The sequence below is a fragment of the Exiguobacterium sp. s57 genome, assembly GCF_018617685.1.
GTDB classification, from domain to species: Bacteria; Bacillota; Bacilli; order Exiguobacteriales; family Exiguobacteriaceae; genus Exiguobacterium; species Exiguobacterium marinum.
This window is the reverse complement of record NZ_JACSKR010000002.1, coordinates 164,487-186,772: the sequence shown is the minus strand read 5'-3', so window position 1 is coordinate 186,772 and position 22,286 is coordinate 164,487. Positions and strand designations below refer to the sequence as shown.

The following is a 22,286-nucleotide window of genomic DNA, read 5'->3' as shown; positions in this document are numbered from 1 at the left end:
CATGTCTCATCTTGGATTATTGCGTAATCTTTTGTGTCTCCATGCATTTGAGAGCGGCAGTCCAGCTTCCGAATAGGACATTAATCGTAGACGTACTCGGCACGTTCCGTCCTTCAGCCCATTTTCGGTAATGGAGGATACTGAAGTGGGATAATTCTTTTTTCGCAAGACGCAACGCTTCAATGACATCCTCTTCATCCCATTTTCTTTTTGGTGGAGCGATGTCCAACACGAAAAGTGCATAGCTCCAAGAACCGTACTTCCGGGCAATTGTGGCGACTGTCGGATAGCCACGTTCTTGTGCCCACACTGCATAGTGTTGTGACGTTAAGCGTTCGAGCTCTTCAGACGCTTCAATCAAGGCTTGAATGATTCGTTCTTCACTATTTTTAGCGGCCGTCGTTTGAAGTTTGGCCTCTCGAAGTGCATTCGACCATGAACCAAAACGACTACTGATAAGTGTGAGGGAAGGAGAACGCGTCACTTTTGACCATTCTCGGTACGTTTGACTCGTGAACAGAGTGAGTTCTTCTGCAGCTTTGTTTAATGCGAGTAGAATATCTTCGTCTGAATAATAATGGAACGAGAGCTTTATTTGTGCGGCAACGAGAGCTTCACGCCACGATCCGAATTGGTGAATGACGGTAGAAAGGGAAGGAACATTTTTGTCATGTGACCAAACACTGTATTGTTTGGAATCGAGTTCTGAGTATTCTTGGGCAGCGAGTTGCAAAGCTTGTACGATTTGAGGTCGTGTCCATTTTTTCATCTTGGTGTCTCTCCTTTTGTAGGGACGCTAGCAGGCGTCTTAGAAGGTCTCTTGGTGTGAATGAACATGTATGTTGTCAGAACGGTCGTACAGAAGTGAACAGCGATGCGTTGCATGTACCTCCTTTTCAATCAAAACACAGTTGTCAACAACACCCAATTTTATTTGGTTTATTCTTTCCATTCCCGTTAGGTGGGAAATTATTCATTATGTGAATGAAATAGTGAGAATAACTTTGTAAACTTATTTGTTACAGCGATTTCATTAATAACAAAAAGCTCGAATTATCCTTAAATTTGTTACAACGACTCGGGTAGTTTACTATCATCAACGTATTCTTCGCACGATCCATGACCCAACAAGACCAAACAACTTAGACATTTGGAGGTGCAGTAAACGATGGCTACACTCGTTAGCGTATATCGGAGAAATCGTAGAAACTTACTATTTTTCTGTGTCGACATTGTAATCGTTTCAATCGTGTTATACATGACGTTTGATATTTTGTTCTCGAGAGTGATGCCTTATACGGCAACGAATTACGATTTGATGCTGATGGTATCCATCAAGATGATCAGTTTTATGTTCGTCGGAATGCTTTTGAAAATTCACCGAATCGATTGGCGTTACGCATCCATTCATGAAATGAAACAAGTGACGATTGCGTTGATTAGCAGTGACTTGATTTTATTCGCTTACAATCAAATTCAATTTGGGCGCGGACTTGGGGTAATGATTGCCGTTCAAGGCTTGCTTGCGTTTAACTTCATTCTGTTTACTCGTGTATTAGCACGAAACCATGTTCTGCATACGTTTAAACTACATGCTTCTCCCAAAGGTCGAAAAACACTCATCATCGGGGCCGGGAACTCAGGTCAACTCATCGTGCGTGAATTGAAGGAGTATCGAACAACAGTACTTCACGTAGTAGGCATACTCGATGACGATTCGATGCTTGAGTCGTTATACGTTCATGGTGTTCCGATTCTTGGAACGACAGATGAATTAGAACGAATCATCGAAGATCAAGGAATTGAAGTTGTGATTCTCTCGATTCCTAGCTTGTCGTACACAAGACGAATCGAGTTGTTAAAACGAATTGAGAAGACAGGCGTTGAATCCCACGCTTTACCGATGATATCGGAACTTGCGACTGGAAATGTTTCAATCAACGAAATCCGCGAAGTGAAGATTGAAGACTTGCTGGGACGTGAACCCGTCCAACTCGATATTTCTGGTATCTCGAAACATGTAGAAGGCGCAACCGTTCTAGTGACTGGAGCTGGGGGTTCAATCGGCTCAGAACTTTGCCGTCAATTGATCAAGTTCAAACCTGCCGAGATGATTCTTCTCGGACATGGTGAAAACAGTATTTATTTAATCGAAAAAGAATTGAGCGGTCTTGGACTTGAGACGAAGCTTCATCCGGTCATCGGAGACGTGCAGGACATAGAGCGCCTCGAGTATGTTTTTCAGACGTATCGTCCTGAAATTGTGTACCATGCAGCGGCTCATAAACACGTCCCATTAATGCAAGACAATCCGTTAGAAGCCGTCAAAAACAACGTGTATGGAACGAAAAATATGGTTGATGTTGCCTCCAAATATCGAGTTGATCGATTCGTGATGGTTTCAACCGACAAGGCGGTGAATCCAACGAACGTCATGGGGTCGACAAAGCGGATCGCAGAAATGATTGTTCAAGAAAAATCACGATCGAGCGAGACGATCTTCGCGGTCGTTCGGTTTGGTAACGTACTCGGTAGTCGTGGGTCCGTCGTCCCACTTTTTAAAGAGCAAATTGTACGAGGCGGTCCTGTCACCGTAACCGACCCAGAGATGACACGCTACTTTATGACGATTCCTGAGGCGAGTCGACTCGTTATTCAAGCGAGTGTGTTGTCACGAGGCGGTGAAATTTTCGTGCTTGATATGGGCAATCCGGTAAAAATCATCGACTTGGCCAAGAAAATGATTGAACTCAGTGGATTTACCACCGATCAAATTCCGATTGAAGTGACGGGCATCCGTCCAGGCGAAAAATTATACGAAGAGTTACTGGCTACCAATGAACTGGACCCAGAGGCAAATATTTTCCCTAAAATCTTTGTCGGTTGCACGCGTCCATTCACATCAGCGACTCCTATTTTGCGGTTAGTCGAACACTTTAGAGACAATAGTGCAGCACTGACTGATGCCTTACTTTTTGTTGCGAACAGCGATGATATTGATGGAGATTTGCAACGAATCTTTGCAAGTGGATTTGAATTCATCCCAGCCCAGCAAGTGCGGATCCGCGTCGCCGATGGAAATTAAAGGGGGGAGTGCAATGAGTAATCGTGTCATGGTGGTCGGTGTGTCAACGTTTAAAGGATTTCATATTGCTCGACGTCTATTAAAAGAAGGTTACGAAGTAATCGGGATCGATGACGAAGGACAAGCGAAACATCAACTCTCAAAGCAACGACTCTACGTATTGTCTCACCCAATGTTTCATCTCATTCGAACAGATACCTCACACAGGCCGAATATGCGTCAAGTCATGACGATGTATGAGCCAAATCACGTCATCTTATGTGGAGGACCTTCAAGTGTTTATACAGGGAGGGAGATGGAACGCTTTGAACAGGTGAAGCAATTGATCAGAAGTCAAAAAAATAGGGTGTCCGCCCCATCGTTCATCACTTTCGACCTTCCAATCGAAGATACACGACATTCCTCGTCGGCACTGCACCTCGTGACAGAAGATGTTTACGGCCCTTGGGACGATTCGACTACGTTGTTCTCAAAAGCAGTGCTCGCTATTGATCAAGGTCATCGTATGGTTGGTTACTATGCAACGGATATCGTGAAAGCTTCTTATATCGATGATGTGGTTGAAACAGTCGTTCGAGTTCTACGGCTCATTCAATCAGATTTGACTCTCGTTGGGCAGTTTCGAATTAACGCTTCCGACTATGTCCATGTTCAAACGTTATTAACTGAAGTTGGATATTTGATGCATCATCCGGTAAACCTGACGCTTCCGGTTCGTGATCAAGTGTTTCACGAAGTAGATTTGCCTACGCTAGAAGCTATGACTGGTTTTAACCCTCAGACATCCTTATATGAAGGGTTGAAGGAATTGATTGAATGGTACGACACCTATCAAACGATGATGAAGGAGGACATGAGCACATGAATATTCTATTATCAAAGCCGCACATGTCCGGTCGAGAAATGATCTATGTAGAGGAGGCGTTCTCGAGTAATTGGATTGCGCCACTCGGTCCGAACGTCAACGCATTTGAAGACGAACTTGGAAAGTACACCGATCATACGCATATGTTGGCAACTAGCTCCGGTACGGCGGCGCTACATCTTGCCTTGATGACGCTCGGGATAGAGAAGAACGATCTCGTCTTTTGTCAGACACTCACTTTTGTCGCTTCGGTCAATCCAATCCTTTACGTCGGAGCAACACCGGTCTTCATTGACTCAGAAGATAAGACGTGGAACATGTCTCCGGAGGCTTTGCGGAAAGCACTCGTTCAAGCTGCTACGAAAGGGCGATTACCTAAAGCAGTCATCGTTGTTCATCTATATGGGGTGGTCGCAAAAATCGGTGAGATTCGTCAAATTTGTAAGGAATTTGAGGTCCCGTTGATTGAAGATGCCGCAGAGTCACTCGGTTCAACGTGGCAAGGTCTAATGACCGGTACGATTGGAGACATCGGTTTTTATTCATTCAATGGTAATAAAATTATCACAACATCAGGCGGAGGGATGCTACTGCTCGGCTCTGACAGTCAACGTCAACATGCGTTAAAACTCGCAACACAAGCAAGGGAGAATGAGTTGCACTATGAGCATGAGGAAGTAGGTTATAACTACCGTTTAAGTAATGTCTCGGCAGGTATCGGTCGTGGACAGTTAGAGGTCATCGAACAGCGGGTACGTGCGCGACGCAATGTCTTTAAACGATATGAACGCATGTTTTCAGAAATGGATGTCACGTACCAACAAGAGGTTCCGTATTCGCGTGCGAATCGTTGGCTGACTGCGATGCAACTTGGTCGAGACGTCGTCAGTCGCGATCAATTGATTCAACACTTAACAGGGGCTGGTATTGAATCACGACCTGTGTGGAAACCAATGCATTTACAGCCGCTCTACCGAGATGCTGAATATGTCACAGTCGATGGAGAAGATGTCAGCCGTCGATTATTTGAAAACGGGATTTGTTTACCGTCGAGCTCCAATATGACGATTGGAGAACAGCAAAAAGTGATTCAAACCGTGCTTGATACACGTTCTTTCATAAAAGAAAAAAGCGTGTAAGGAGGAACATATATGACGAAGGAAGCAGAGATCATTCAAGCGCTTCAAACTGCTGCATCTCTGACTCCCTCCCTCACGGTGACACAATATCAACGATGGAGCCAAAATCGAGACGCCCCCACGTTTCTAGACATTTTGAAAGTATACGGGACGTGGACAAGTGCCTTGAAAGCGTCAGGGTTGTTAGAACCAAGGCGTTATGAATCTCATGATTTTATACAAGCGCTTCGGCTCGCATCGATACAAGGAGGAAAGTTAACGAGCAGTCAATATCAACAATGGGCAGCTGGTCGGAACGTCCCTTCATTAGGTGATATTATTACCCACTTTGGGTCATGGAGTCTCGCTGTAAAGGCGGTCGAACATTTAGAAGAAGAACATTTCACGGTACAACCCGCGAAAGAGAAAGCGGAGATGGTGCAAGCGTTGTATGAGGCCTATCGGGTGTTAACCCCGTTCAATGCGATTACTTATCAAAAATGGGCGAAACAATTTCATAAACCGAGTGTGGCAAAAGTGTCAAGACGTTTTGGTTCATGGAAGCGGGCTCTATATGAACTTGGGATTCAAGAAGTGACGGATCGAAAGCGATAAGTGTGGAGGGATGTGGAGATGACTAGACCCATTGTGCTCATGATTAGTGATCATCATACGTCTGTTTTTGTATATCATGCTATCCGTAATTTGGGAGTAACACATGTCATTCAAGAAGATGGGCCAACCGAACATCGACCGCAGTCTCTCAAGGAATGGCTTATCCATCAATACATTCGGTGGGCGACACCGTTTATGCGTTGGACGAGTCAAAAGCGTATTCAAGAAGTGAGAAAACGGTATCCGCTAAATGATCTATCGATTCCACCCCACCATATCATTCATGTGTCATCATTGAACGATGATAAGACGATGATGTGGCTTGAAAAACTTGCCCCAGAGTTAATTGTTGTCCATGAGACAGGGCCGATTGAGCCGAGTCGATTGAATCAATTGCCGTGTCCGATTCTCACGATACGTCCATCAATGGCGGAAGGACAGCTACAAGCATATTGGGCGATTCAACATCAGCCTTCGTTCTGTGAGACGACGCTTGAACAATGGACCACACAAGGATGGCGGGTTCTCGAGCGAGTGGTCATCTATAAAGGTGGGACCGACAATTTTGCCACATATCCTTACCTACAATTGACAACGGTCTTACCGATGTTACGTCGACACATCGAAACGATGGATAGTATGAAAACAGACCACCGACAAATCAAAGTCCAAGCCTGAGGCTTGGACTTAACTGTTGACGATACAATAATATTGGATGGCTTCGTTGTAATAGGCAGCAAGACCTGGCTCGAAGCGGTCATAAAATTCAGTGAATCGTTCATCCGCCACATACATCTGTCCGAGTCCACTGAACATGTCGAGCGAACAATCGTAAAAGTGTGTGTCGATGAACAAATGATTGTCTCTGACAATCGATTGAACCCGTTCATCCTCGATTGCGACTTGTGAACGGAACAGGTCGACGAGTGGCGCAATCAAATCGAGTTGCATCTGATTCATGCGCTCCCAGTCCGTTTTCGAGCGCTTCGCCGCCCGTTCTTGTGTGGTTTTGTAAGCTGAACTGTCCCCCCACCGCTCTTTTACCTCATCTTGATGCTTTGCCTCATGTGCTTGAATCTCTTCATAAGACAATCCGTTGAACAATGATTTGTCTTCCATCGGGATCCCTCCTTTTAGTGAGGTGAGGGTCGCTTCAGCGGTCTCCGCCAACTTCGCAAAATAAGCCGCTTTCTGTCGTAACGCCTCAATATGCTCACTCAACACCTCGACTCGGTCGAACGTCGTCGAATCAAGCAATTGTCTGATTTGATCGAGGGGGACATCGAGTGTTCGGTAGAATAAGATAAGTTGCAACCGTTCTGCGTCGCTCGACATGTAACGCCGGTAACCGTTATCATCGCGAGCGGGAACGAGAAGACCAATCGCGTCATAGTGTCGAAGCGTTCGTGTCGTCGTCCCTGCGAGTGCCGCGAGTTGTTGGATGGTGTACATCCCTTCACCTCCTTAGCTTCAGCGTAAACGTTGACGTCACGTCAAGGTCAAGCCCGTTTTTCAAATAACGAAAATCCGTTCCGTTCCCCGATGTAACGGAAACCGAACTGAGGATAGTACCCGTTCAAGAAGGTGTTGTCTGCAACACAGTCTAACCGAATCGTTGAGGGTGAATGGGAGAGCGCATATTCCATTAACTTCTCTCCAATCCGCTCACCCTTTAAACTTGAGTCCGTGACGAGTCGATGCAAGTAAACGGCATCGTCCGGTTTTTCCCATAGGTTATGGTCCCAATCGGTCGGTGGGATGAGACTGACCGAACCGACCACTTGCGCGTCACGTTCATATACAAACACGGACCCTTTCGTTAAATCGTGTCGTACATAATCCGAGCGGCTCGGCTCTAAATACTTGACCCATTGTGACTTCCCGGCGACTTGAAACTCTTTCGCTTTCTTCAGAATTAAGTGATCGATTGCTGGGAAATCCCGAAGTGTAGCAGGTCGAAACATGATAAAACACCTCGCTTTCATTTCTTTTCAAAATCGTGTAGGGTACACGTTAAGTATGCTGATGAAACATCTTTGTATCATTGAATGTTTTTTGGTAAGATAAATTTATTGCAACGTGCAAACGATTGCGCTAATGATATAAAGTTCACAGCACGGATAAGATGATTATATATGAAGAGCAGTGAGTTTTGGGATAAGGAGTATCTAGATCACATGCAACTTTTACAACGAGAACAACAAACACAAACAAAGACGCTTAAACGCAACTGGTGGAAAGAAGCCGTCGCCTATCAGATTTATCCGCGCAGTTTTTACGACGCGAACGGAGACGGAATCGGAGACATCCAAGGAATCATTGATAAGCTCGACTATTTGAAAGACCTCGGCATTGACGTCATCTGGATTTGTCCGATGTATAAGTCACCAAACGATGACAACGGCTATGACATTAGTGACTACCAAGACATCATGGACGAATTCGGTACGATGGAAGACTTTGACCGCTTGTTGGACGAAGTGCATCAGCGCGATATGAAACTGTTGCTCGACCTCGTCGTCAATCATACGTCGGATGAGCACCCGTGGTTCGTTGAATCGAAGAGCTCAAAAGACAATCCGAAGCGAGACTGGTACATTTGGCGCGATGGGAAGCTGGATGGATCGAAGCCGAACAACTGGGAATCGATTTTCGGCGGGTCGGCTTGGGAATTCGATGAGACGACGGAGCAATACTACTTGCATGTCTTCTCGAAGAAACAGCCGGACCTCAACTGGGAAAACGCTGAGATGCGTACAGCGGTATACGATATGATCAACTGGTGGCTCGAAAAAGGGATCGACGGATTCCGTGTCGATGCAATCAGCCACATTCGCAAGAATCCGACGTTCGCCGACTTGCCAAACCCGAACGACCTCGACTTTGTACCGTCGTTCGAGATGCACATGAACGTGGACGGAATTCACGACTATTTAGAAGAGCTTCGTGACGAGACGTTCAATAAACATGACATCATGACAGTCGGTGAAGCGAACGGTGTATCCCCTGACGATGCGCACCTTTGGGTCGGTGAAAAAGAAGGGAAGATGAACATGGTCTTCCAATTCGAACACATGGACCTATGGAGTGAAAATGCCGATTCGAAACTCGATGTCGTCCACTTGAAGAACGTGTTGACGAAATGGCAAAAAGGACTTGAAGCCGACGGATGGAACGCGCTTTACGTCGAAAACCATGACCAAACGCGTACCGTCTCAAAATGGGGAGACGATGAGCGTTACTGGAAAGAGAGCGCAAAATCGATTGCGATGATGTACTTCCTCATGCAAGGGACGCCGTTTATCTATCAAGGTCAAGAAATCGGGATGACGAACGTCAAATTTGAGTCGATTGACCAATACGATGACATCGCGACACGCAATCGCTACTATATCGGCGTCGAACAAGGGAAGAGCCATGACGAAATGATGCGCATCACGTGGAATTCGTCACGCGACAACACGCGTACACCGATGCAGTGGAGTGATGCTCCGAATGCCGGGTTCACGTTCGCGGAGAAGCCGTGGTTCGGAATCAATCCGAACTATACAGACATCAACGTCGAATCGCAGCTTGAAGACGAGGACTCGATCTTCAACTTCTATAAAGAGATGATTCAACTTCGCAAAGGTGACGAGACGTTTGTATACGGTTCGTATGACGTCGTCTTACCGGATCACTCGGAAGTGTATGCTTATACGCGTACGCTCGGGGAGACGCAATACCTCGTCGTCACGAACTTGACGGCGAAAGAGACAATGTTTGACATGGATCAAACACTTCGTGCGAAAGATGTCGTCTTGAGCAATATGCCGATTGAAGGCGATGTTGAATCAACACTCCTTCATTTGAAACCATTCGAAGGCCGTGTGTATAAAGTAAGCTAACCTTTTGACTTTTCATAGGGAGACCGCGGGCACATCATTGCCTGCGGTCTTTTTCTGGAGTTGTCTTTCTAGCGTATCGAGACACATATCAATCTTGACAATGAAGCATCCATCCATTTCACAGAGCGTGTCGGAATGTCGTACGAGTGCACAAGAGAAGGATTCATCTATGAAAACGATGAGTGGATGAATCACTTTGTCTACGTGAAGACGAAGCAATGTCAATAGAACGATATGTGGAAGATGTGGTACGATGAGTTGACGGAAAGGGGGATGAGCATGGCGATTGAACCACTTCGCGTGCGTGTCCAGCAAACAACACGGATGAGTGATATTCCAGAAGCGATTGAGTTAACGATGGATGGATTATACTATCCATTGAAGACTGGATTTATTCTCATGTTTGACCAGCAACAAGAGGACGGACCAGTCCCGACGACAATCAAGTACACACCAGAACGGTTGGCGCTCATCTGCAAAGGACCGATTGAGATGAACCATTCATTCATCGAAGGGCGCTTCACGCAAAGCCTATACAAGAATGCATATATGTCGATGACGATGGCCACGACGACATCGCGCCTCGACGTGTCCGAAGAGTCGTGTACGTTCGTATACGAATTGTCCATGAATGAAGAAAACGTGGGTATATATGAAGTACACGTCACATGGACGTTTGAAGGAGGAGAGAACGAATGAATTTTACAGAACGTGTAAACAAGATTGAAGAGATGTTAAATGAAGATTGGTTCGAGATGCTCGAGACGAACGAAGAAGAGTATGAAGAGTGGCGTGGTCGTCTCGAAGACCATGCTGAACAAGTCATCGTGCATTACGACCAGGAGAACGGAGTCGATGTCAATTCGATCGATAAACTGCTTCAATTGAACGACGAGTTCCCTCTTCTTTACGGTGAGGATACGGTTCGCCTGTATATCGCACTCATTGAGGCACGCCCTGAAGACAAAGCGGTCTACGATCGGTACGTCGATTATTTGGCGGCCATCAGTGATGCATCGCATGAACAGTTTTTACATTTCCATACGCTCGTCGAGGCCGGTCGATTGGAAGAGGCGAGACAACTCGCTCCGCATATGCCGCAGCGTCTCGGACTCGAAGCATGAGTCTACGAAAAGTGTCATCTGAACAAGATGGCGCTTTTTTTCATGCCTAAAAGGGGGACAATATCCAATCAGAACGTCCATTTTATTTCGAGTGAGCATTCTCTAAGATGAAGGAACATGGAAATCAAATAGAGAACGTGAATGGAAAGGAATAAAGGGGGAATTGTGATGTTAAGACTAATCAAAACATCTGTCGAACAAAAAGAACAGATTCTGGCGTTTTTACAGGAATGGCATGAGCGCGATGAACGAATCGTCCCGACCTCAGTCGACCGTGAGACGACGGACTTCGAGGCATACGTCAACACGTTACGCCAGAAAGAGTTACGTGAACATATTGAGGAAGGCTGGGTCCCGAGTACAACGTATTGGCTCACGGACGGGGAGGAGCTTCTTGGCGCGACGAACATTCGTCATGAGCTGAACGAATCGCTCTTGAAGATTGGCGGGCATGTCGGGTATGGGGTGAAACCGAGCGCACGCGGGCGTGGACTCGCCACAATCCAACTGCAACTTGCGCTTGAAAAAGTGAAAGAGCTCGGCATCGAGCGTGCACTCATCACGTGCAACCGGACGAATATTGCTTCACGTCAAGTCATTTTAAACAATGGTGGCGTTGCGGATACACCATACACGGAAGAAGATGGGACGATTGTCGAGCGGTTTTGGATTGACTTGAAAGGGTGAAGACGAGATGGCGAACTGGATCATCATCTATTTGATGTTGATTAATTTCTTCGGCATCTATTTGTTCCGGGAAGAGACCGTTCCTTCGAAAAAATGGTTCTCATTCTCGAGTGGGGTCGCCATCACGTACTTCTTCATGTATCTCTTGCCGTCGCTGAATAAACGCCAGGACACGCTTCGTGTCGACTGGCTGAATTTGGCCTTACCTTCCGAGATTTACATCGTCAGTCTCACCGGGTTCACAATATTTTATGGCACCATGCGATTCGTTCGAACTCCTCACTTCCAAGATGAGGCGGTCGACCGGGCTGTCTCGTATTGGCTACAGGTGACACTACTCACGACATATATGACCTTTTCAGCGTATGTGGTGACGGCGGACTCCGTGACGTTCGTCGCGAGAAGCTTCTATGCGACGGCTCTCGGGGTCCACTTCTTGGCGCTCGGTCATGACTTGAACCGCCATTACGGGGAACGCTATATGCGACAAGGACGCTACTTGTTGAGCGGTGGAATTTTACTCGGAGGTTTCGTTTCACGATGGATTGACTTGGCCGCGCACGTCGAAGCGCTCTGTTTTGCGTTTGTGGCCGGGGCGATGATTCTCAACATCGTGAAATTTGAACTCCCGTCCGACCGGAATTTACACTTTCGCACGTTCGTTTTGGCCGTGTTCAGTTATGGCGGCTTACTCCTTATTTTGAAACATCTTCTAAACTTCTGATGAGAACTTCGCAAAAATGAATGACTGTTCATTCATCATTTGATATACTGAATTCAAGATTGAATCCGTTTTCATAAGGGGGAGTTTTGGGGATGTCTACATTTTTAATCGTCAACTGGATTCTATTCTTGCTCGTCTTCGGCTATGGTGTGTATTTATTTGCTACGCTGGTTCACCAGCGCTATACGTTCATCAAGCTGGGGAAGAAGGCAGAATGGAACCAAACGAACAAAGAACGACTCGAACAGGTCATGATCAACGTGTTCGGTCAAAAGAAATTGTTAAAAGATAAGAAGAGTGGCGCAATTCACGTCATGATGTTTTATGGCTTCATCCTCGTCCAATTTGGGGCGATTGATTTTATTTGGAAAGGACTAGCGGTCGGAACACGTTTCCCACACATCCCGCTCGGTCCGCTCTATCCAATCTTTACGTTCATGCAAGAAATCGTCATGCTCATGATTCTCGTCGCGGTCGTTTGGGGGTTCTACCGTCGTTACGTCGAGAAGCTCGTACGCTTGAAACGAAACTTTTTAGCGGGTCTCGCCCTCATCTTCATTGGCGGGCTGATGGTTTCCGTCTTGTTCGGGAACGGGTTTTACCTCGTCTATAAAGAAGAGCTTCCGATGTGGGGCGAACCGGTCGCGACACTCATCGGTTCAGCGTTTGCTTGGGTACCAGGATCAGTCGCATTCGCGTTGTTCGTCGTCTTTTGGTGGATGCACTTGTTGTTCTTGCTCAGCTTCATGGTCTACATCCCGCAAGGCAAACACGCTCACTTGATTGCTGGGACGCTCAATGTCTGGCTTGGTCGTACCCATAAAGTCGGACGCTTAGCGCCCGTTGATTTTTCGGCGATGGAAGAAGCAGAAGAGTCAGATGAAGAGATTGTGTTCGGGGTTAATAAAATCGAAGACTTCAACCAAAAACAACTCGTCGATTTGTACGCTTGTGTCGAGTGCGGACGTTGTACGAATGTATGTCCGGCAACCGGAACTGGGAAGATGTTGTCGCCGATGGACTTGATTGTCAAACTTCGCGACCATATGAATATGAAAGGTGCAGCGGTCACGAGAAAATCACCTTGGGCACCGGCACTCATGTTCCAAAACACGCAAGGTGCTGAAATCGCAGCAGCGGCGCAAGACGGTCATATGCTCGTCGCAGACGAATTGATCGGCAACGTCATCACAGAAGAAGAAATCTGGGCGTGTACGACATGCCGTAATTGTGAAGACCAATGTCCGGTCATGAACGAGCACGTCGATAAAATCATTGACCTTCGTCGCTACCTCGTCATGATGGAAGGGAAGATGGACCCTGAGGCACAGCGAACGGTCGCAAACATCGAGCGTCAAGGAAACCCATGGGGGATGAACCGAAAAGAACGCGAGAACTGGCGCAAGGATACAGAGCTCGTCATCCCGACGGCGAAGGAGAAGAAAAAAGCAGGTGAAGAATTCGAATACCTCTTCTGGGTCGGCGCGATGGGTTCTTACGACAGCCGTAGCCAAAAAGTCGCGCAAAGCTTTGCGAGCGTCTTGAACAAGGCTGGCGTCTCATTCGCCATTCTCGGAAATGAAGAAAAAAACTCAGGGGATACACCACGCCGTATCGGGAATGAGTTACTCTTCCAAGAACTCGCCGAAGCGAACATTAAACTGTTTGAGAAGTATGGGGTGACGAAAATCGTCACGGTCGACCCACACGCGTACAACACGTTCAAAAATGAGTATCCAGACTTCGGTTTGACTGATGTGAAAGTGTATCACCATACGGAGTTGCTCGCCGAGCTGCTCGATACAGGTCGAATCCAGCCGGATCTTCAAGTGAATGAGCGTGTCGTCTACCATGATTCTTGCTATCTCGGTCGTTACAACGGCATATACGATGCACCGCGGTTCGTCCTCGAGCGGATTCCTGGTGTCGAACTCGTTGAAGCGACGCGTAACCGTGAAAACGGTATGTGCTGTGGAGCGGGTGGTGGTCTCATGTGGCAGGAAGAAAAAGTCGGGACACGTGTCAACGTGGCTCGAACGGAGCAGTTACTTGAGACGAAACCGACCGTCATCGGTTCGGCGTGTCCGTACTGCTTGACGATGTTGTCAGATGGAACGAAAGCGAAGGAAGTCGATGAGACGGTCGGCACGTTCGACGTCGTCGAATTGCTCGATCGTTCGCTGAAAGCCATCGAGATCCCAGAACCGGTTGTCCAATAATACAGGAAGGCACGGTCCGCGGACCGTGCCTTATTTGTTTACTGCATTTCGGAAGTAGATAAAAGAGAGGAGGTCAAGTGAGATAACCCTTGTGTCGTCTCGTTGATGGATGAAATGGTTTCGACCATCTGCCCGAGGTCTTGTTTGTTTCGTTCGAAAGAAAGGACGTATTGTCCCATCTCTTCTTGGACGGTCGAAAACCCAACTTTGACGGCGTTTAGTTGACGCATCGCTTCATCGTTCGTCCGATGCATGTGACCCATTTGATCGAGGAGAGCCGCGATGTTCGCCTCATTCTCATGAATGAGCGCATTGATTTGACTGCTCAGTTGTTTCGCGTTCTCCGCGAGTGTGCGTACTTCGGTGGCGACGACGGCGAACCCTTTGCCGTGTTCACCTGCACGGGCCGCTTCAATCGAAGCGTTCAAGGCGAGTAAGTTGGTTTGATTGGCAATTTGTTCGATGCTTCGCGTCATGCTGACGATATCTTGAGAACCGTCCTTCAAAGCTGTTATTCGATCGAGTGAGGTATCGACATAGGTAGCCGACTGTTTGAAGTCAGCTTCCATCTGTTCGATTTGTTCTCCATTTGTATGAGTCAACGTCATCAAGTGGCGACTCATCTTTTCTGTTTGTTCCGTCTCTGCCAAGACTTGATGAGCGCGATTGCTTGTATCGGACATAGCTTGCCCTGTATGCTCCATTGTCGTCGCCACTTCTGTACTGACGCGTGACACGTCACTTAATAGAGCGGCACGGGATTGGTTCGCAGACTCAAGCTCATCGAGACGGGCGTTCACATATTGTTCGGTAACGATTTGAGCGTCCAAGTTCATCGCGTGTGACAGAGCCAAAAGGGATTCGGTCAGAATGGCCGGATCGTGTTGATACGTTTCGACCACTTTCGGGATGAGCAAGGTGTTAAACGCCGAGTATGTTGCCAAGAACCAGACAACGGGGACTGAAAAGTGATGATGGGTTTGTCCCATTCGCTTCCGCATTGCTAAAAATTTTTCATCGATGTTCCCGGTTAACAGACTACGGAAATAAGCAGCAAATACATTTTTTAAACGTTCTCGTGTCGACGAGCCATTCGCAATTTGAACCATCTCTGGTTGAAGCATTAAGTGGTCGAGTACATTTTCGAGTACCTCGTCTAGGACGGACTCGACGAGTGGAGCCATGTCTTGTAGCCGTTTCACTTGAGATGATGTATATCCCATATAGTGTGCGCGCCCGTTTAAGCTCGAGTCGGCTGGTTTAGCGATTGTGTGAATCTCAGGAAATCCTTCGGAAGCGACGAAATCTTTTGAAGTTGTCTTACGAAAAAATGCCATATTTTTATTCTCCTTCTATTTCATATCTAAAGTGGCGTTCTCTTCTATATCGGCAGAAATATGAAGAAACTAAGAAGTCAATGTGTTGCGAAACAGGTTCTTGGACGAATAGAACTGGGAAAGGAAAAATGAGGAGTAGAATATTCCAGTTTCAGTGAGGGGTGGACTTATGAAAAACATAGTGATCCTGTTGACGATTGTAAGTGCCCTAAGTAGTCAAATTCTTCCACAGATTTTGTTCTTATCCATCATGGCGGTCGAAGAAGGTGTCGGACGTCTCATTCCATTTTTAATTTTTTATGTGGCCAGTATGTCAGGTCTTTTACTGTGGGTGTATGTCATCGGTCGACGCGGTTCAAAAGACACGTTTTTAATTGCCTTATCTGTGCTCGTCGTCGGTCTCATTTGTTTTGTACTTCCCTTTGACAGCGCAATTGAATGGAGTGCGTTTTTAGTCGGAGTCGGCTCGATTGGAGTTGGCTCCATCATGACGACGATTTTATCACAATTGAATGAATTGAAGCCGAAAACTGAGACGGAATCAAAAGATGAGGGTGGTAGTTCGTGGCCGTTGGTTCTTATGTTAGTCGGTTGGATTGCGGTGTTCTCGTATGCGTTGACGCAGTCGTACAATCTTGCCGTCGCCCTATTCTTAGTGAGTTTGATTCTACCGTGGCTATTCGTGAGGAAATTACCCCTCCAAAAATCAGCAACGTGGCAGTTTGGAACGCGTTCCTTTCTCCGCGCTTTCATCGCAGTCACGGTCTTCACATTGATTAGTCGACTTCTCAGTCTCCTAGAAGGGGCGCGTGGTTATGTCGAAGTATTTAGCTTGATGATTATTTTGTTGGTCTATGTCGGATGGCTGTTGTTTCAAAAGCGTATCCGACAATTTATCACAGCAAGCCGTACTCGACAGGTTCAGTTATTATCGTTTGTTATCGGATTGTTTGGCGGATGGACGTTGATTGGTGCCGTTTTTGTGAGTCTTGCCTTGTATTCGTTTCAAGTGTTGATTTTTTATGTGTTCGTCCCATTCTTAGCCGGTGTTATCGGTTGGATTTTGTTTAGTCGCCTGTTTGATTTCGCGCGCCATCCATACCTCCTGTTACTCGTGTCCTCCCTCATCTTTTTCCTAGGATTTATCGAGCCTCTTGCGTTCATCCCAGTACTATTTGTCAGTGGCTATACGCAGACGATGTATTCGAGTGTCAGTCATACGTATTTGTTTGATCAGTATGGGGAAAACCAAGAGTTCGCGTCTTTACTGCTACAGTTGTGGAAACGATTCGGCATGGTCGTGGCGTATTCATTTTTGATGGTCGGATTGCTCGGATATGGATTGTACGTCGGTCAAACGGTCAACGAGGAGTTGTCGTTCCAGATTCCGCGAGCGTGGATGGTGGGTGTCTTAGGGGTGACATGGGTGTTTAATATCGGATTGATTAGTCTGTACTGGTTCCGAATCAAAACGGAGACATCGAACGATTCATAATTTCCTCTAGCTTTTTCATATCGCTTTTGTTTATAATGAGGAGTGATGTTTAACTAGTGACGGAAAAGGAGTGTCCTTTAATGAATAAATCGTTGATTGATTTCGTTTATGAACTTCTCCAAGAAACTGGCGAGCAGCCTGTTTCTTTTGATGAGATTCGCGAAAAAATCAAGCAAAATTATACGTTTGCGAGTGAAGAGGAAGAACTCGAGAAAATCGCACAACTTTACACCGATTTGAACATCGACGGGTTGTTCGTCAACTTAGGTGCAAACCGCTGGGCGCTTCGCGTATGGTATCCATTCGACAAGTCGGATGAAGATCTCGTCATCGAAGCACGTCAACGTGGTGAACTTGACGAATTCGAAGAAGAGTTCGAAGAGGCAGACGAAGGTATCGTCGACATCGAAGATGACTTGGATGTATTCGCAAAAGTTGAAGATTACGATTCAACTGAATTTGACGATGCGGGCGAACAAGAAAAAGTTGATGGCCTAGATGACTTCAAGGATGATGATTTGGACGACGACCTCGATCTCGAAGACGAGGATGATTTATAAGAGACCGCAAAAAGCCGGGCATTGGGCCCGGCTAGGCGTGTCTCTTTTTCTTTTTTAATGATTTTGAACAACATGAAAAAAAGAAAAAATAATATCTTGACGACTGTATCGTCTCTGGCGTAAATTAGTCATGGGCTAGTTTAGCACGTAACGATGCAGCAAAAGTGTCCTCCATTCACGGGGGCACTTTTGCTTTTTTTGTTTTTTCGTTTCCCGACGGTTGGTATTTAAGAGAGGAGAAAGAAACATGACAAAGTACATTTTCGTAACAGGCGGGGTAGTTTCTTCGCTCGGTAAAGGGATCACGGCAGCTTCACTCGCACGTCTACTCAAAAATCGTGGACTCAACGTGACGATTCAAAAGTTTGACCCATATATCAACATCGACCCAGGTACGATGAGCCCGTATCAACACGGAGAAGTATTCGTCACAGATGATGGTGCGGAGACTGACCTTGACCTCGGACACTATGAGCGTTTCATCGACATCAACTTGTCGCAAAACGCGAACGTCACATCAGGGCGCATTTATTCGACTGTCTTGAAGAAAGAGCGTCGTGGAGACTATAACGGCGGAACGGTTCAAGTCATTCCGCATATCACGAACGAAATCAAAGATCGTGTCTTCCGTGCGGGACGCGAAACGAACGCCGATGTCGTCATCACAGAAATCGGTGGAACAGTGGGGGATATCGAATCCCTTCCGTTCATCGAAGCGATTCGCCAAGTGAAAAATGATATCGGCAAAGAGAACGTCATGTACGTCCACTGTACACTCGTTCCTTACCTTCGCGCGGCAGGCGAAATGAAAACAAAACCGACACAACATAGCGTCAAAGAACTTCGCAGCTACGGGATTCAGCCAGACATCATCGTCCTCCGCACGGAGCATGATATTCCGGAAGACATGCGTGAGAAAATTGCGCTCTTCTGTGATACGCGTAAAGAAGCAGTCATCGAGGCGCAAGACGCATCGACGCTTTATGAAGTACCACTCAACCTTCAAAAACAAGGGATGGACCAACTCGTCAACGACTATTTCGGCTTCAACACACCGGCTGCGGATATGACGGCATGGAAAGAACTCGTTCACACGGTCACGCATCTTGAGAAGAAAGTGAAAATCGCACTCGTCGGAAAATATGTCGAATTGCGTGATGCCTATATCTCGGTCGCAGAATCGCTCAAGCATGCGGGTTATGCGTTCAATGCAGATATCGACATTGACTGGGTCAACGCAGAGGACGTGACGGCTGAAAACGTCTCGGACATCCTTGGTGATGCAGACGGTATCCTCATCCCAGGTGGATTTGGTGAGCGTGGAATCGAAGGGAAAATCGAAGCGACACGTTTCGCACGTGAAAACAACGTTCCATTCTTCGGGATTTGTCTCGGGATGCAACTTGCGACGGTCGAGTTTGCCCGTAACGTCTTGAAGTTGGACGGTGCACATACGGCTGAAATCGACCCATCGACACCGTATCCGATTATCGACCTTCTTCCAGAGCAAAAGGACATCGAAGACATTGGCGGCACACTCCGTCTCGGACTCTACCCATGTAAACTCGAAAAAGGGACGAAAGCACACGCGGCATACGACCAAGAACTCGTATACGAGCGTCACCGTCACCGTTATGAGTTCAATAACGAGTACCGTGAAGCGTTTGAAGCAGAAGGCTTCAAGTTCTCAGGTACGAGCCCGGACGGTCGTCTCGTAGAAATCATTGAGATCCCAGAACACAAGTGGTTCGTGGCATCACAGTTCCACCCAGAGTTGATTTCGCGTCCAGAACGCCCACAACGTCTATTCCATGATTTCATCCAAGCATCACTTGGAGAATAAGTGATTGAAAGCCACGATTCGAAATGAATCGTGGCTTTTCTACATCAAAAGCATGAGGTGCAAGACGTCCTTGGCAGGATACATCACCTTCACTTTCTGGGTACACTAGAAGTAGAACGGGGAGAGAGGGTGATGGCTCATGAAAGAACGACATTCGATTTATCTTGGATATGGATTTGGACTTGTCGCGCTCAGTCTGTTGCCATTCGTCGTCTTACCTTCCCTCTTATTGCCGTACCAACTAGGGTGGACGGGCATTGTCTTGCTCGCGCTCTCGGTCGGGCTACTTCGAGCGATACGCGACGGCTCGAATGTCATCTTGAAGCAGATGTGGAAAATCACATTTTCTCTTTTTTTAATCTTCGTGTTCGTCTATTACGTATCATTTGGACTCGTCTTATACGATACGTATGGACTGGATCGTCTATTAGAACAGTATGAGCGTCAGGCGATTTGGGTGTTCGCGGCATTCAGCTTTCTACAGCCAATCGCCTTACCGGTCCCAGAAGCGGTCAGTGTGCCGATTGGGAGTGTGGCGCTCGGTCCATTTCGTGCCGCTTTGGTTGGGAGTATTGCGACCACGCTTGGTATCTTCGTCATGTATGGATTGGCACGATTCGGCCGAGAGCGAATCATCCGCTGGGTCGATGAGGAGAAGTTGAAGACGTACGATCGATATGTCGAGAAGTATGGCCTTGGCATCTTGCTCGTCTTGTTCATTATTCCGATTTTACCGGACGAGGTCATTTGTCTCGCCGCCGGGTTTAGCCGCGTGCCGTTCCCGCGTTTCGCGGGCATCGCGTTCGGCGCGAAACTCGTCACATCGTTCGGGCTTGCCTACTCTGTCTCCATCGGACAATTGTTTATGACGGATTCGAGTCCAATCGCCATCGCTTCCGTCATGGCGAGTTTGATCGTCTTAATCCTCGCGTTCATTTGGCGCAAACGAAAAAAAGGGGATTCGAACGGGACACACGAATAATATTTGATAAAGCTTTATATAGAGAGGAAGACAAGATGCGACAAGATCAAGAAGTGGTTATTCGACCGATTGAAGGGCGAGACTTATCACGACTATGGGAATTGATTTATCGAGATGCGGCACCGGAGTGGAAACAGTGGGACGCGCCTTACTTCGAACACAAGGCGATGTCTTATGAAGAATTCCAGCAAATCGAACAGTCACTCATCAAAAAAGAAGACATGTGGGTCATTGAAGTGGATGGGACCGTATGTGGGACCGTTTCTTACTATTTCGAAGATGCTGGGCGAGAATGGCTCGAGATGGGCATCATATTGCATCAGTCCAATCGCTGGAATCGCGGCGTCGGGACGCGTACCCTACGTTTATGGATTGAACATCTATTTGAGACGTTACCTGTCGCCCGTGTCGGCTTGACGACATGGTCTGGGAATGAGCGTATGATGCGGGTCGCTGAAAAAGTAGGAATGCAACTCGAAGGACGTATTCGCCAAGTTCGTGTCGTGAACGGGAAGCGATACGATTCGATTCGGATGGGCATGTTACGGGAAGAATGGATGACATAAAAGCACCGCGGATGAAAAAAGAATCCGCGGTGCTTTGCATTATTTTACTTTTTGATCTTTAATCGGGAACCAACCGGCACGAGTCGTGATCGCATTCCAAAGTGGAGCCGGGACAGCAAGTTCGGCTTGTTTATCCAAGTCGAGTTCTGTCTCGATGTCATCTTCACGGTCCGTCTTCACTTTTTCGAGCCATTCAGGGTCGATGATGAGTTCACGACCGAGCGCGGCGAAATCGACAACGTCGAGTGCATCTTCGACTTGAGCAGGACGTTGGAGTTGTCCGACTCCGATGAGTGGGATGGCACCATTGATGCGTTTGGCGATGCGGTCAATCGAACGTTCCATGACGTTTTCGTCACGCATAGAGGCTGTATTGAAGTTCCAAAGAGAAGCGTGAATATAATCCACACCTTCTTCTAAAATCATATCGAGCAACACATCCGTGTCGTCAAGTGTGATTCCTGGTTCTTCGATTTCTTCTGGTGAGAAGCGATAACCGACTAAGAAGTTCTCTGCATCTGCAGCTGCTTCTTTGACACGACGAATGACTTCGCGTGGGAACGTCAAACGTCCATGAACATCACCACCGAAGCGATCTTCACGGCGATTCGAATGCGGTGAGAAGAATTGTTGAATCAAGTATGTGTTTGCCCCGTGAATCTCGACTCCGTCAAACCCGGCTTCGATGGCACGACGTGTCGCTTCGCCGAACGCCTCGATAATAACTTCGACTTCTGATGTTTCGAGAGCGCGCGGTGTGACAGCGCCTTCTCGAACAGGTGCGACGGCACTTGCACTCACAGGTTGTTCGTTCGGGACGAGTTCAGGTGGTGACATACGCCCGGCGTGGAAAATTTGAAGGATGGCTTTTGCGCCTTCTGCTTTTAAACTTTCTGCCAATTGGCGGAGACCTGGGATGAATTTGTCGTCATTGGCCCCGAATGCGTTCGGGAACCCTTTCCCGTCTTCTGTTACGTAAGCGCAAGCCGTGATGGCAAGCCCGACGCTTTGCGCCCGCTTCCGATAGTAAGCGAGCTCGTGCTCGGAAACTTCCCCGGTTGGTTCTGACGAATAATGTGTCATCGGAGCCAACACGAGGCGGTTCGGTAGTTCGACGCCATTTTTAAACTGAAAAGGTTGTAACATACGTTTCATCTGAAATCCTCCTTCAACATGGTA

General features: G+C 47.2%; 21 protein-coding genes. 16 read left to right on the top strand and 5 right to left on the bottom strand.

The features are described 5' to 3' along the window. Positions 1-16: 16 nt before the first annotated feature. Positions 17-769 carry a homing endonuclease associated repeat-containing protein gene (locus KNO98_RS07305; protein WP_214700229.1) on the bottom strand — a complete coding sequence of 251 codons (753 nt, stop codon included), beginning with the start codon at positions 767-769 and terminating at the stop codon, positions 17-19. A gap of 399 nt (positions 770-1,168) precedes the next feature. Here KNO98_RS07305 and KNO98_RS07300 point away from each other — a divergent pair, with 399 nt between their 5' ends. The 5 genes from KNO98_RS07300 to KNO98_RS07280 are packed head-to-tail and all read left to right on the top strand — an operon-like array spanning position 1,169 to position 6,361. Next, positions 1,169-3,085, top strand: coding sequence for a polysaccharide biosynthesis protein (locus tag KNO98_RS07300; protein ID WP_214700227.1), 1,917 nt, complete (start codon positions 1,169-1,171; stop codon positions 3,083-3,085). Positions 3,086-3,098: 13 nt separating this feature from the next. Continuing rightward, positions 3,099-3,950 (top strand): NAD-dependent epimerase/dehydratase family protein, encoded by an 852-nt coding sequence (locus KNO98_RS07295; RefSeq protein ID WP_214700225.1) that lies wholly within the window; start codon positions 3,099-3,101, stop codon positions 3,948-3,950. Then, complete coding sequence (locus tag KNO98_RS07290; RefSeq protein ID WP_214700223.1) at positions 3,947-5,089, top strand: aminotransferase class I/II-fold pyridoxal phosphate-dependent enzyme; 1,143 nt, start codon at positions 3,947-3,949, stop codon at positions 5,087-5,089. The genes KNO98_RS07295 and KNO98_RS07290 overlap by 4 nt, the downstream gene beginning before the upstream one ends. Before the next feature lie 12 nt (positions 5,090-5,101). Continuing rightward, entirely contained in the window at positions 5,102-5,683 is a 582-nt protein-coding gene (locus tag KNO98_RS07285; protein WP_026825044.1) for a hypothetical protein, read from the top strand. An 18-nt stretch (positions 5,684-5,701) separates the two neighbouring features. Next, positions 5,702-6,361 carry a hypothetical protein gene (locus KNO98_RS07280; protein WP_214700221.1) on the top strand — a complete coding sequence of 220 codons (660 nt, stop codon included), beginning with the start codon at positions 5,702-5,704 and terminating at the stop codon, positions 6,359-6,361. A 9-nt stretch (positions 6,362-6,370) separates the two neighbouring features. On the opposite strand, the gene KNO98_RS07275 is transcribed toward KNO98_RS07280, so the two are convergent. Both KNO98_RS07275 and KNO98_RS07270 read right to left on the bottom strand, forming a co-directional pair. Continuing rightward, on the bottom strand, positions 6,371-7,135 hold the full coding sequence (locus KNO98_RS07275) for a MerR family transcriptional regulator (protein ID WP_214700219.1): 765 nt from the start codon (positions 7,133-7,135) through the stop codon (positions 6,371-6,373). A 47-nt stretch (positions 7,136-7,182) separates the two neighbouring features. Continuing rightward, positions 7,183-7,647 (bottom strand): GNAT family N-acetyltransferase, encoded by a 465-nt coding sequence (locus tag KNO98_RS07270; protein ID WP_214700217.1) that lies wholly within the window; start codon positions 7,645-7,647, stop codon positions 7,183-7,185. A 213-nt stretch (positions 7,648-7,860) separates the two neighbouring features. On the opposite strand from KNO98_RS07270, the gene KNO98_RS07265 reads away from it, so the two are divergent. The 6 genes from KNO98_RS07265 (at position 7,861) to KNO98_RS07240 (ending at position 14,324) form a co-directional block, all read left to right on the top strand. Then, a complete protein-coding gene (locus KNO98_RS07265; protein ID WP_214700215.1) occupies positions 7,861-9,570 on the top strand; it encodes a glycoside hydrolase family 13 protein in 1,710 nt (569 codons plus the stop codon). Positions 9,571-9,849: 279 nt separating this feature from the next. Beyond that, complete coding sequence (locus KNO98_RS07260; RefSeq protein WP_026825049.1) at positions 9,850-10,269, top strand: YwiB family protein; 420 nt, start codon at positions 9,850-9,852, stop codon at positions 10,267-10,269. After that, positions 10,266-10,694: a hypothetical protein gene (locus tag KNO98_RS07255; RefSeq protein WP_214700213.1), complete on the top strand. Its 429-nt coding sequence runs from the start codon at positions 10,266-10,268 to the stop codon at positions 10,692-10,694. Before KNO98_RS07260 ends, KNO98_RS07255 begins: the two co-directional genes overlap by 4 nt. A gap of 168 nt (positions 10,695-10,862) precedes the next feature. Further along, positions 10,863-11,381 carry a GNAT family N-acetyltransferase gene (locus KNO98_RS07250; protein ID WP_214700212.1) on the top strand — a complete coding sequence of 173 codons (519 nt, stop codon included), beginning with the start codon at positions 10,863-10,865 and terminating at the stop codon, positions 11,379-11,381. A 7-nt stretch (positions 11,382-11,388) separates the two neighbouring features. Then, the gene (locus tag KNO98_RS07245; protein ID WP_214700210.1) at positions 11,389-12,105 is read left to right on the top strand and encodes a hypothetical protein; all 717 of its coding nucleotides are present in this window, start codon (positions 11,389-11,391) and stop codon (positions 12,103-12,105) included. A gap of 92 nt (positions 12,106-12,197) precedes the next feature. Beyond that, positions 12,198-14,324: a heterodisulfide reductase-related iron-sulfur binding cluster gene (locus KNO98_RS07240; RefSeq protein ID WP_214700208.1), complete on the top strand. Its 2,127-nt coding sequence runs from the start codon at positions 12,198-12,200 to the stop codon at positions 14,322-14,324. Positions 14,325-14,362: 38 nt separating this feature from the next. Here KNO98_RS07240 and KNO98_RS07235 read toward each other — a convergent pair whose 3' ends face one another. Next, positions 14,363-15,661: a globin-coupled sensor protein gene (locus tag KNO98_RS07235; protein WP_214700206.1), complete on the bottom strand. Its 1,299-nt coding sequence runs from the start codon at positions 15,659-15,661 to the stop codon at positions 14,363-14,365. 169 nt (positions 15,662-15,830) lie between these two features. On the opposite strand from KNO98_RS07235, the gene KNO98_RS07230 reads away from it, so the two are divergent. From KNO98_RS07230 to KNO98_RS07210, 5 genes are all read left to right on the top strand, one after another. After that, a complete protein-coding gene (locus tag KNO98_RS07230; RefSeq protein WP_214700204.1) occupies positions 15,831-17,156 on the top strand; it encodes a hypothetical protein in 1,326 nt (441 codons plus the stop codon). Positions 17,157-17,236: 80 nt separating this feature from the next. Continuing rightward, complete coding sequence (rpoE, locus tag KNO98_RS07225; protein WP_026825056.1) at positions 17,237-17,716, top strand: DNA-directed RNA polymerase subunit delta; 480 nt, start codon at positions 17,237-17,239, stop codon at positions 17,714-17,716. A 247-nt stretch (positions 17,717-17,963) separates the two neighbouring features. Then, a complete protein-coding gene (locus KNO98_RS07220; protein ID WP_214700202.1) occupies positions 17,964-19,559 on the top strand; it encodes a CTP synthase in 1,596 nt (531 codons plus the stop codon). 139 nt (positions 19,560-19,698) lie between these two features. Further along, positions 19,699-20,541: a TVP38/TMEM64 family protein gene (locus KNO98_RS07215; RefSeq protein ID WP_214700200.1), complete on the top strand. Its 843-nt coding sequence runs from the start codon at positions 19,699-19,701 to the stop codon at positions 20,539-20,541. A 35-nt stretch (positions 20,542-20,576) separates the two neighbouring features. Beyond that, positions 20,577-21,107, top strand: a complete 531-nt coding sequence (locus KNO98_RS07210; RefSeq protein ID WP_026825059.1) for a GNAT family N-acetyltransferase — start codon at positions 20,577-20,579, stop codon at positions 21,105-21,107. Positions 21,108-21,146: 39 nt separating this feature from the next. On the opposite strand, the gene KNO98_RS07205 is transcribed toward KNO98_RS07210, so the two are convergent. Then, positions 21,147-22,262 carry an NADH-dependent flavin oxidoreductase gene (locus KNO98_RS07205; RefSeq protein ID WP_214700198.1) on the bottom strand — a complete coding sequence of 372 codons (1,116 nt, stop codon included), beginning with the start codon at positions 22,260-22,262 and terminating at the stop codon, positions 21,147-21,149. Positions 22,263-22,286 lie beyond the last annotated feature (24 nt).

What these genes read in the sequence shown, in the direction of transcription:
- KNO98_RS07305 (WP_214700229.1), bottom strand. Translation starts at nt 769, where the DNA reads ATGAAAAAATGGACACGACCTCAAATCGTACAAGCTTTGCAACTCGCT.
- KNO98_RS07235 (WP_214700206.1), bottom strand. Translation starts at nt 15,661, where the DNA reads ATGGCATTTTTTCGTAAGACAACTTCAAAAGATTTCGTCGCTTCCGAA.
- KNO98_RS07250 (WP_214700212.1), top strand. Translation starts at nt 10,863, where the DNA reads ATGTTAAGACTAATCAAAACATCTGTCGAACAAAAAGAACAGATTCTG.
- KNO98_RS07215 (WP_214700200.1), top strand. Translation starts at nt 19,699, where the DNA reads ATGAAAGAACGACATTCGATTTATCTTGGATATGGATTTGGACTTGTC.
- KNO98_RS07240 (WP_214700208.1), top strand. Translation starts at nt 12,198, where the DNA reads ATGTCTACATTTTTAATCGTCAACTGGATTCTATTCTTGCTCGTCTTC.
- KNO98_RS07290 (WP_214700223.1), top strand. Translation starts at nt 3,947, where the DNA reads ATGAATATTCTATTATCAAAGCCGCACATGTCCGGTCGAGAAATGATC.
- KNO98_RS07300 (WP_214700227.1), top strand. Translation starts at nt 1,169, where the DNA reads ATGGCTACACTCGTTAGCGTATATCGGAGAAATCGTAGAAACTTACTA.
- KNO98_RS07280 (WP_214700221.1), top strand. Translation starts at nt 5,702, where the DNA reads ATGACTAGACCCATTGTGCTCATGATTAGTGATCATCATACGTCTGTT.
- KNO98_RS07210 (WP_026825059.1), top strand. Translation starts at nt 20,577, where the DNA reads ATGCGACAAGATCAAGAAGTGGTTATTCGACCGATTGAAGGGCGAGAC.
- KNO98_RS07260 (WP_026825049.1), top strand. Translation starts at nt 9,850, where the DNA reads ATGGCGATTGAACCACTTCGCGTGCGTGTCCAGCAAACAACACGGATG.
- KNO98_RS07205 (WP_214700198.1), bottom strand. Translation starts at nt 22,262, where the DNA reads ATGAAACGTATGTTACAACCTTTTCAGTTTAAAAATGGCGTCGAACTA.
- rpoE (WP_026825056.1), top strand. Translation starts at nt 17,237, where the DNA reads ATGAATAAATCGTTGATTGATTTCGTTTATGAACTTCTCCAAGAAACT.
- KNO98_RS07245 (WP_214700210.1), top strand. Translation starts at nt 11,389, where the DNA reads ATGGCGAACTGGATCATCATCTATTTGATGTTGATTAATTTCTTCGGC.
- KNO98_RS07270 (WP_214700217.1), bottom strand. Translation starts at nt 7,647, where the DNA reads ATGTTTCGACCTGCTACACTTCGGGATTTCCCAGCAATCGATCACTTA.
- KNO98_RS07220 (WP_214700202.1), top strand. Translation starts at nt 17,964, where the DNA reads ATGACAAAGTACATTTTCGTAACAGGCGGGGTAGTTTCTTCGCTCGGT.
- KNO98_RS07265 (WP_214700215.1), top strand. Translation starts at nt 7,861, where the DNA reads ATGCAACTTTTACAACGAGAACAACAAACACAAACAAAGACGCTTAAA.
- KNO98_RS07255 (WP_214700213.1), top strand. Translation starts at nt 10,266, where the DNA reads ATGAATTTTACAGAACGTGTAAACAAGATTGAAGAGATGTTAAATGAA.
- KNO98_RS07295 (WP_214700225.1), top strand. Translation starts at nt 3,099, where the DNA reads ATGAGTAATCGTGTCATGGTGGTCGGTGTGTCAACGTTTAAAGGATTT.
- KNO98_RS07275 (WP_214700219.1), bottom strand. Translation starts at nt 7,135, where the DNA reads ATGTACACCATCCAACAACTCGCGGCACTCGCAGGGACGACGACACGA.
- KNO98_RS07285 (WP_026825044.1), top strand. Translation starts at nt 5,102, where the DNA reads ATGACGAAGGAAGCAGAGATCATTCAAGCGCTTCAAACTGCTGCATCT.
- KNO98_RS07230 (WP_214700204.1), top strand. Translation starts at nt 15,831, where the DNA reads ATGAAAAACATAGTGATCCTGTTGACGATTGTAAGTGCCCTAAGTAGT.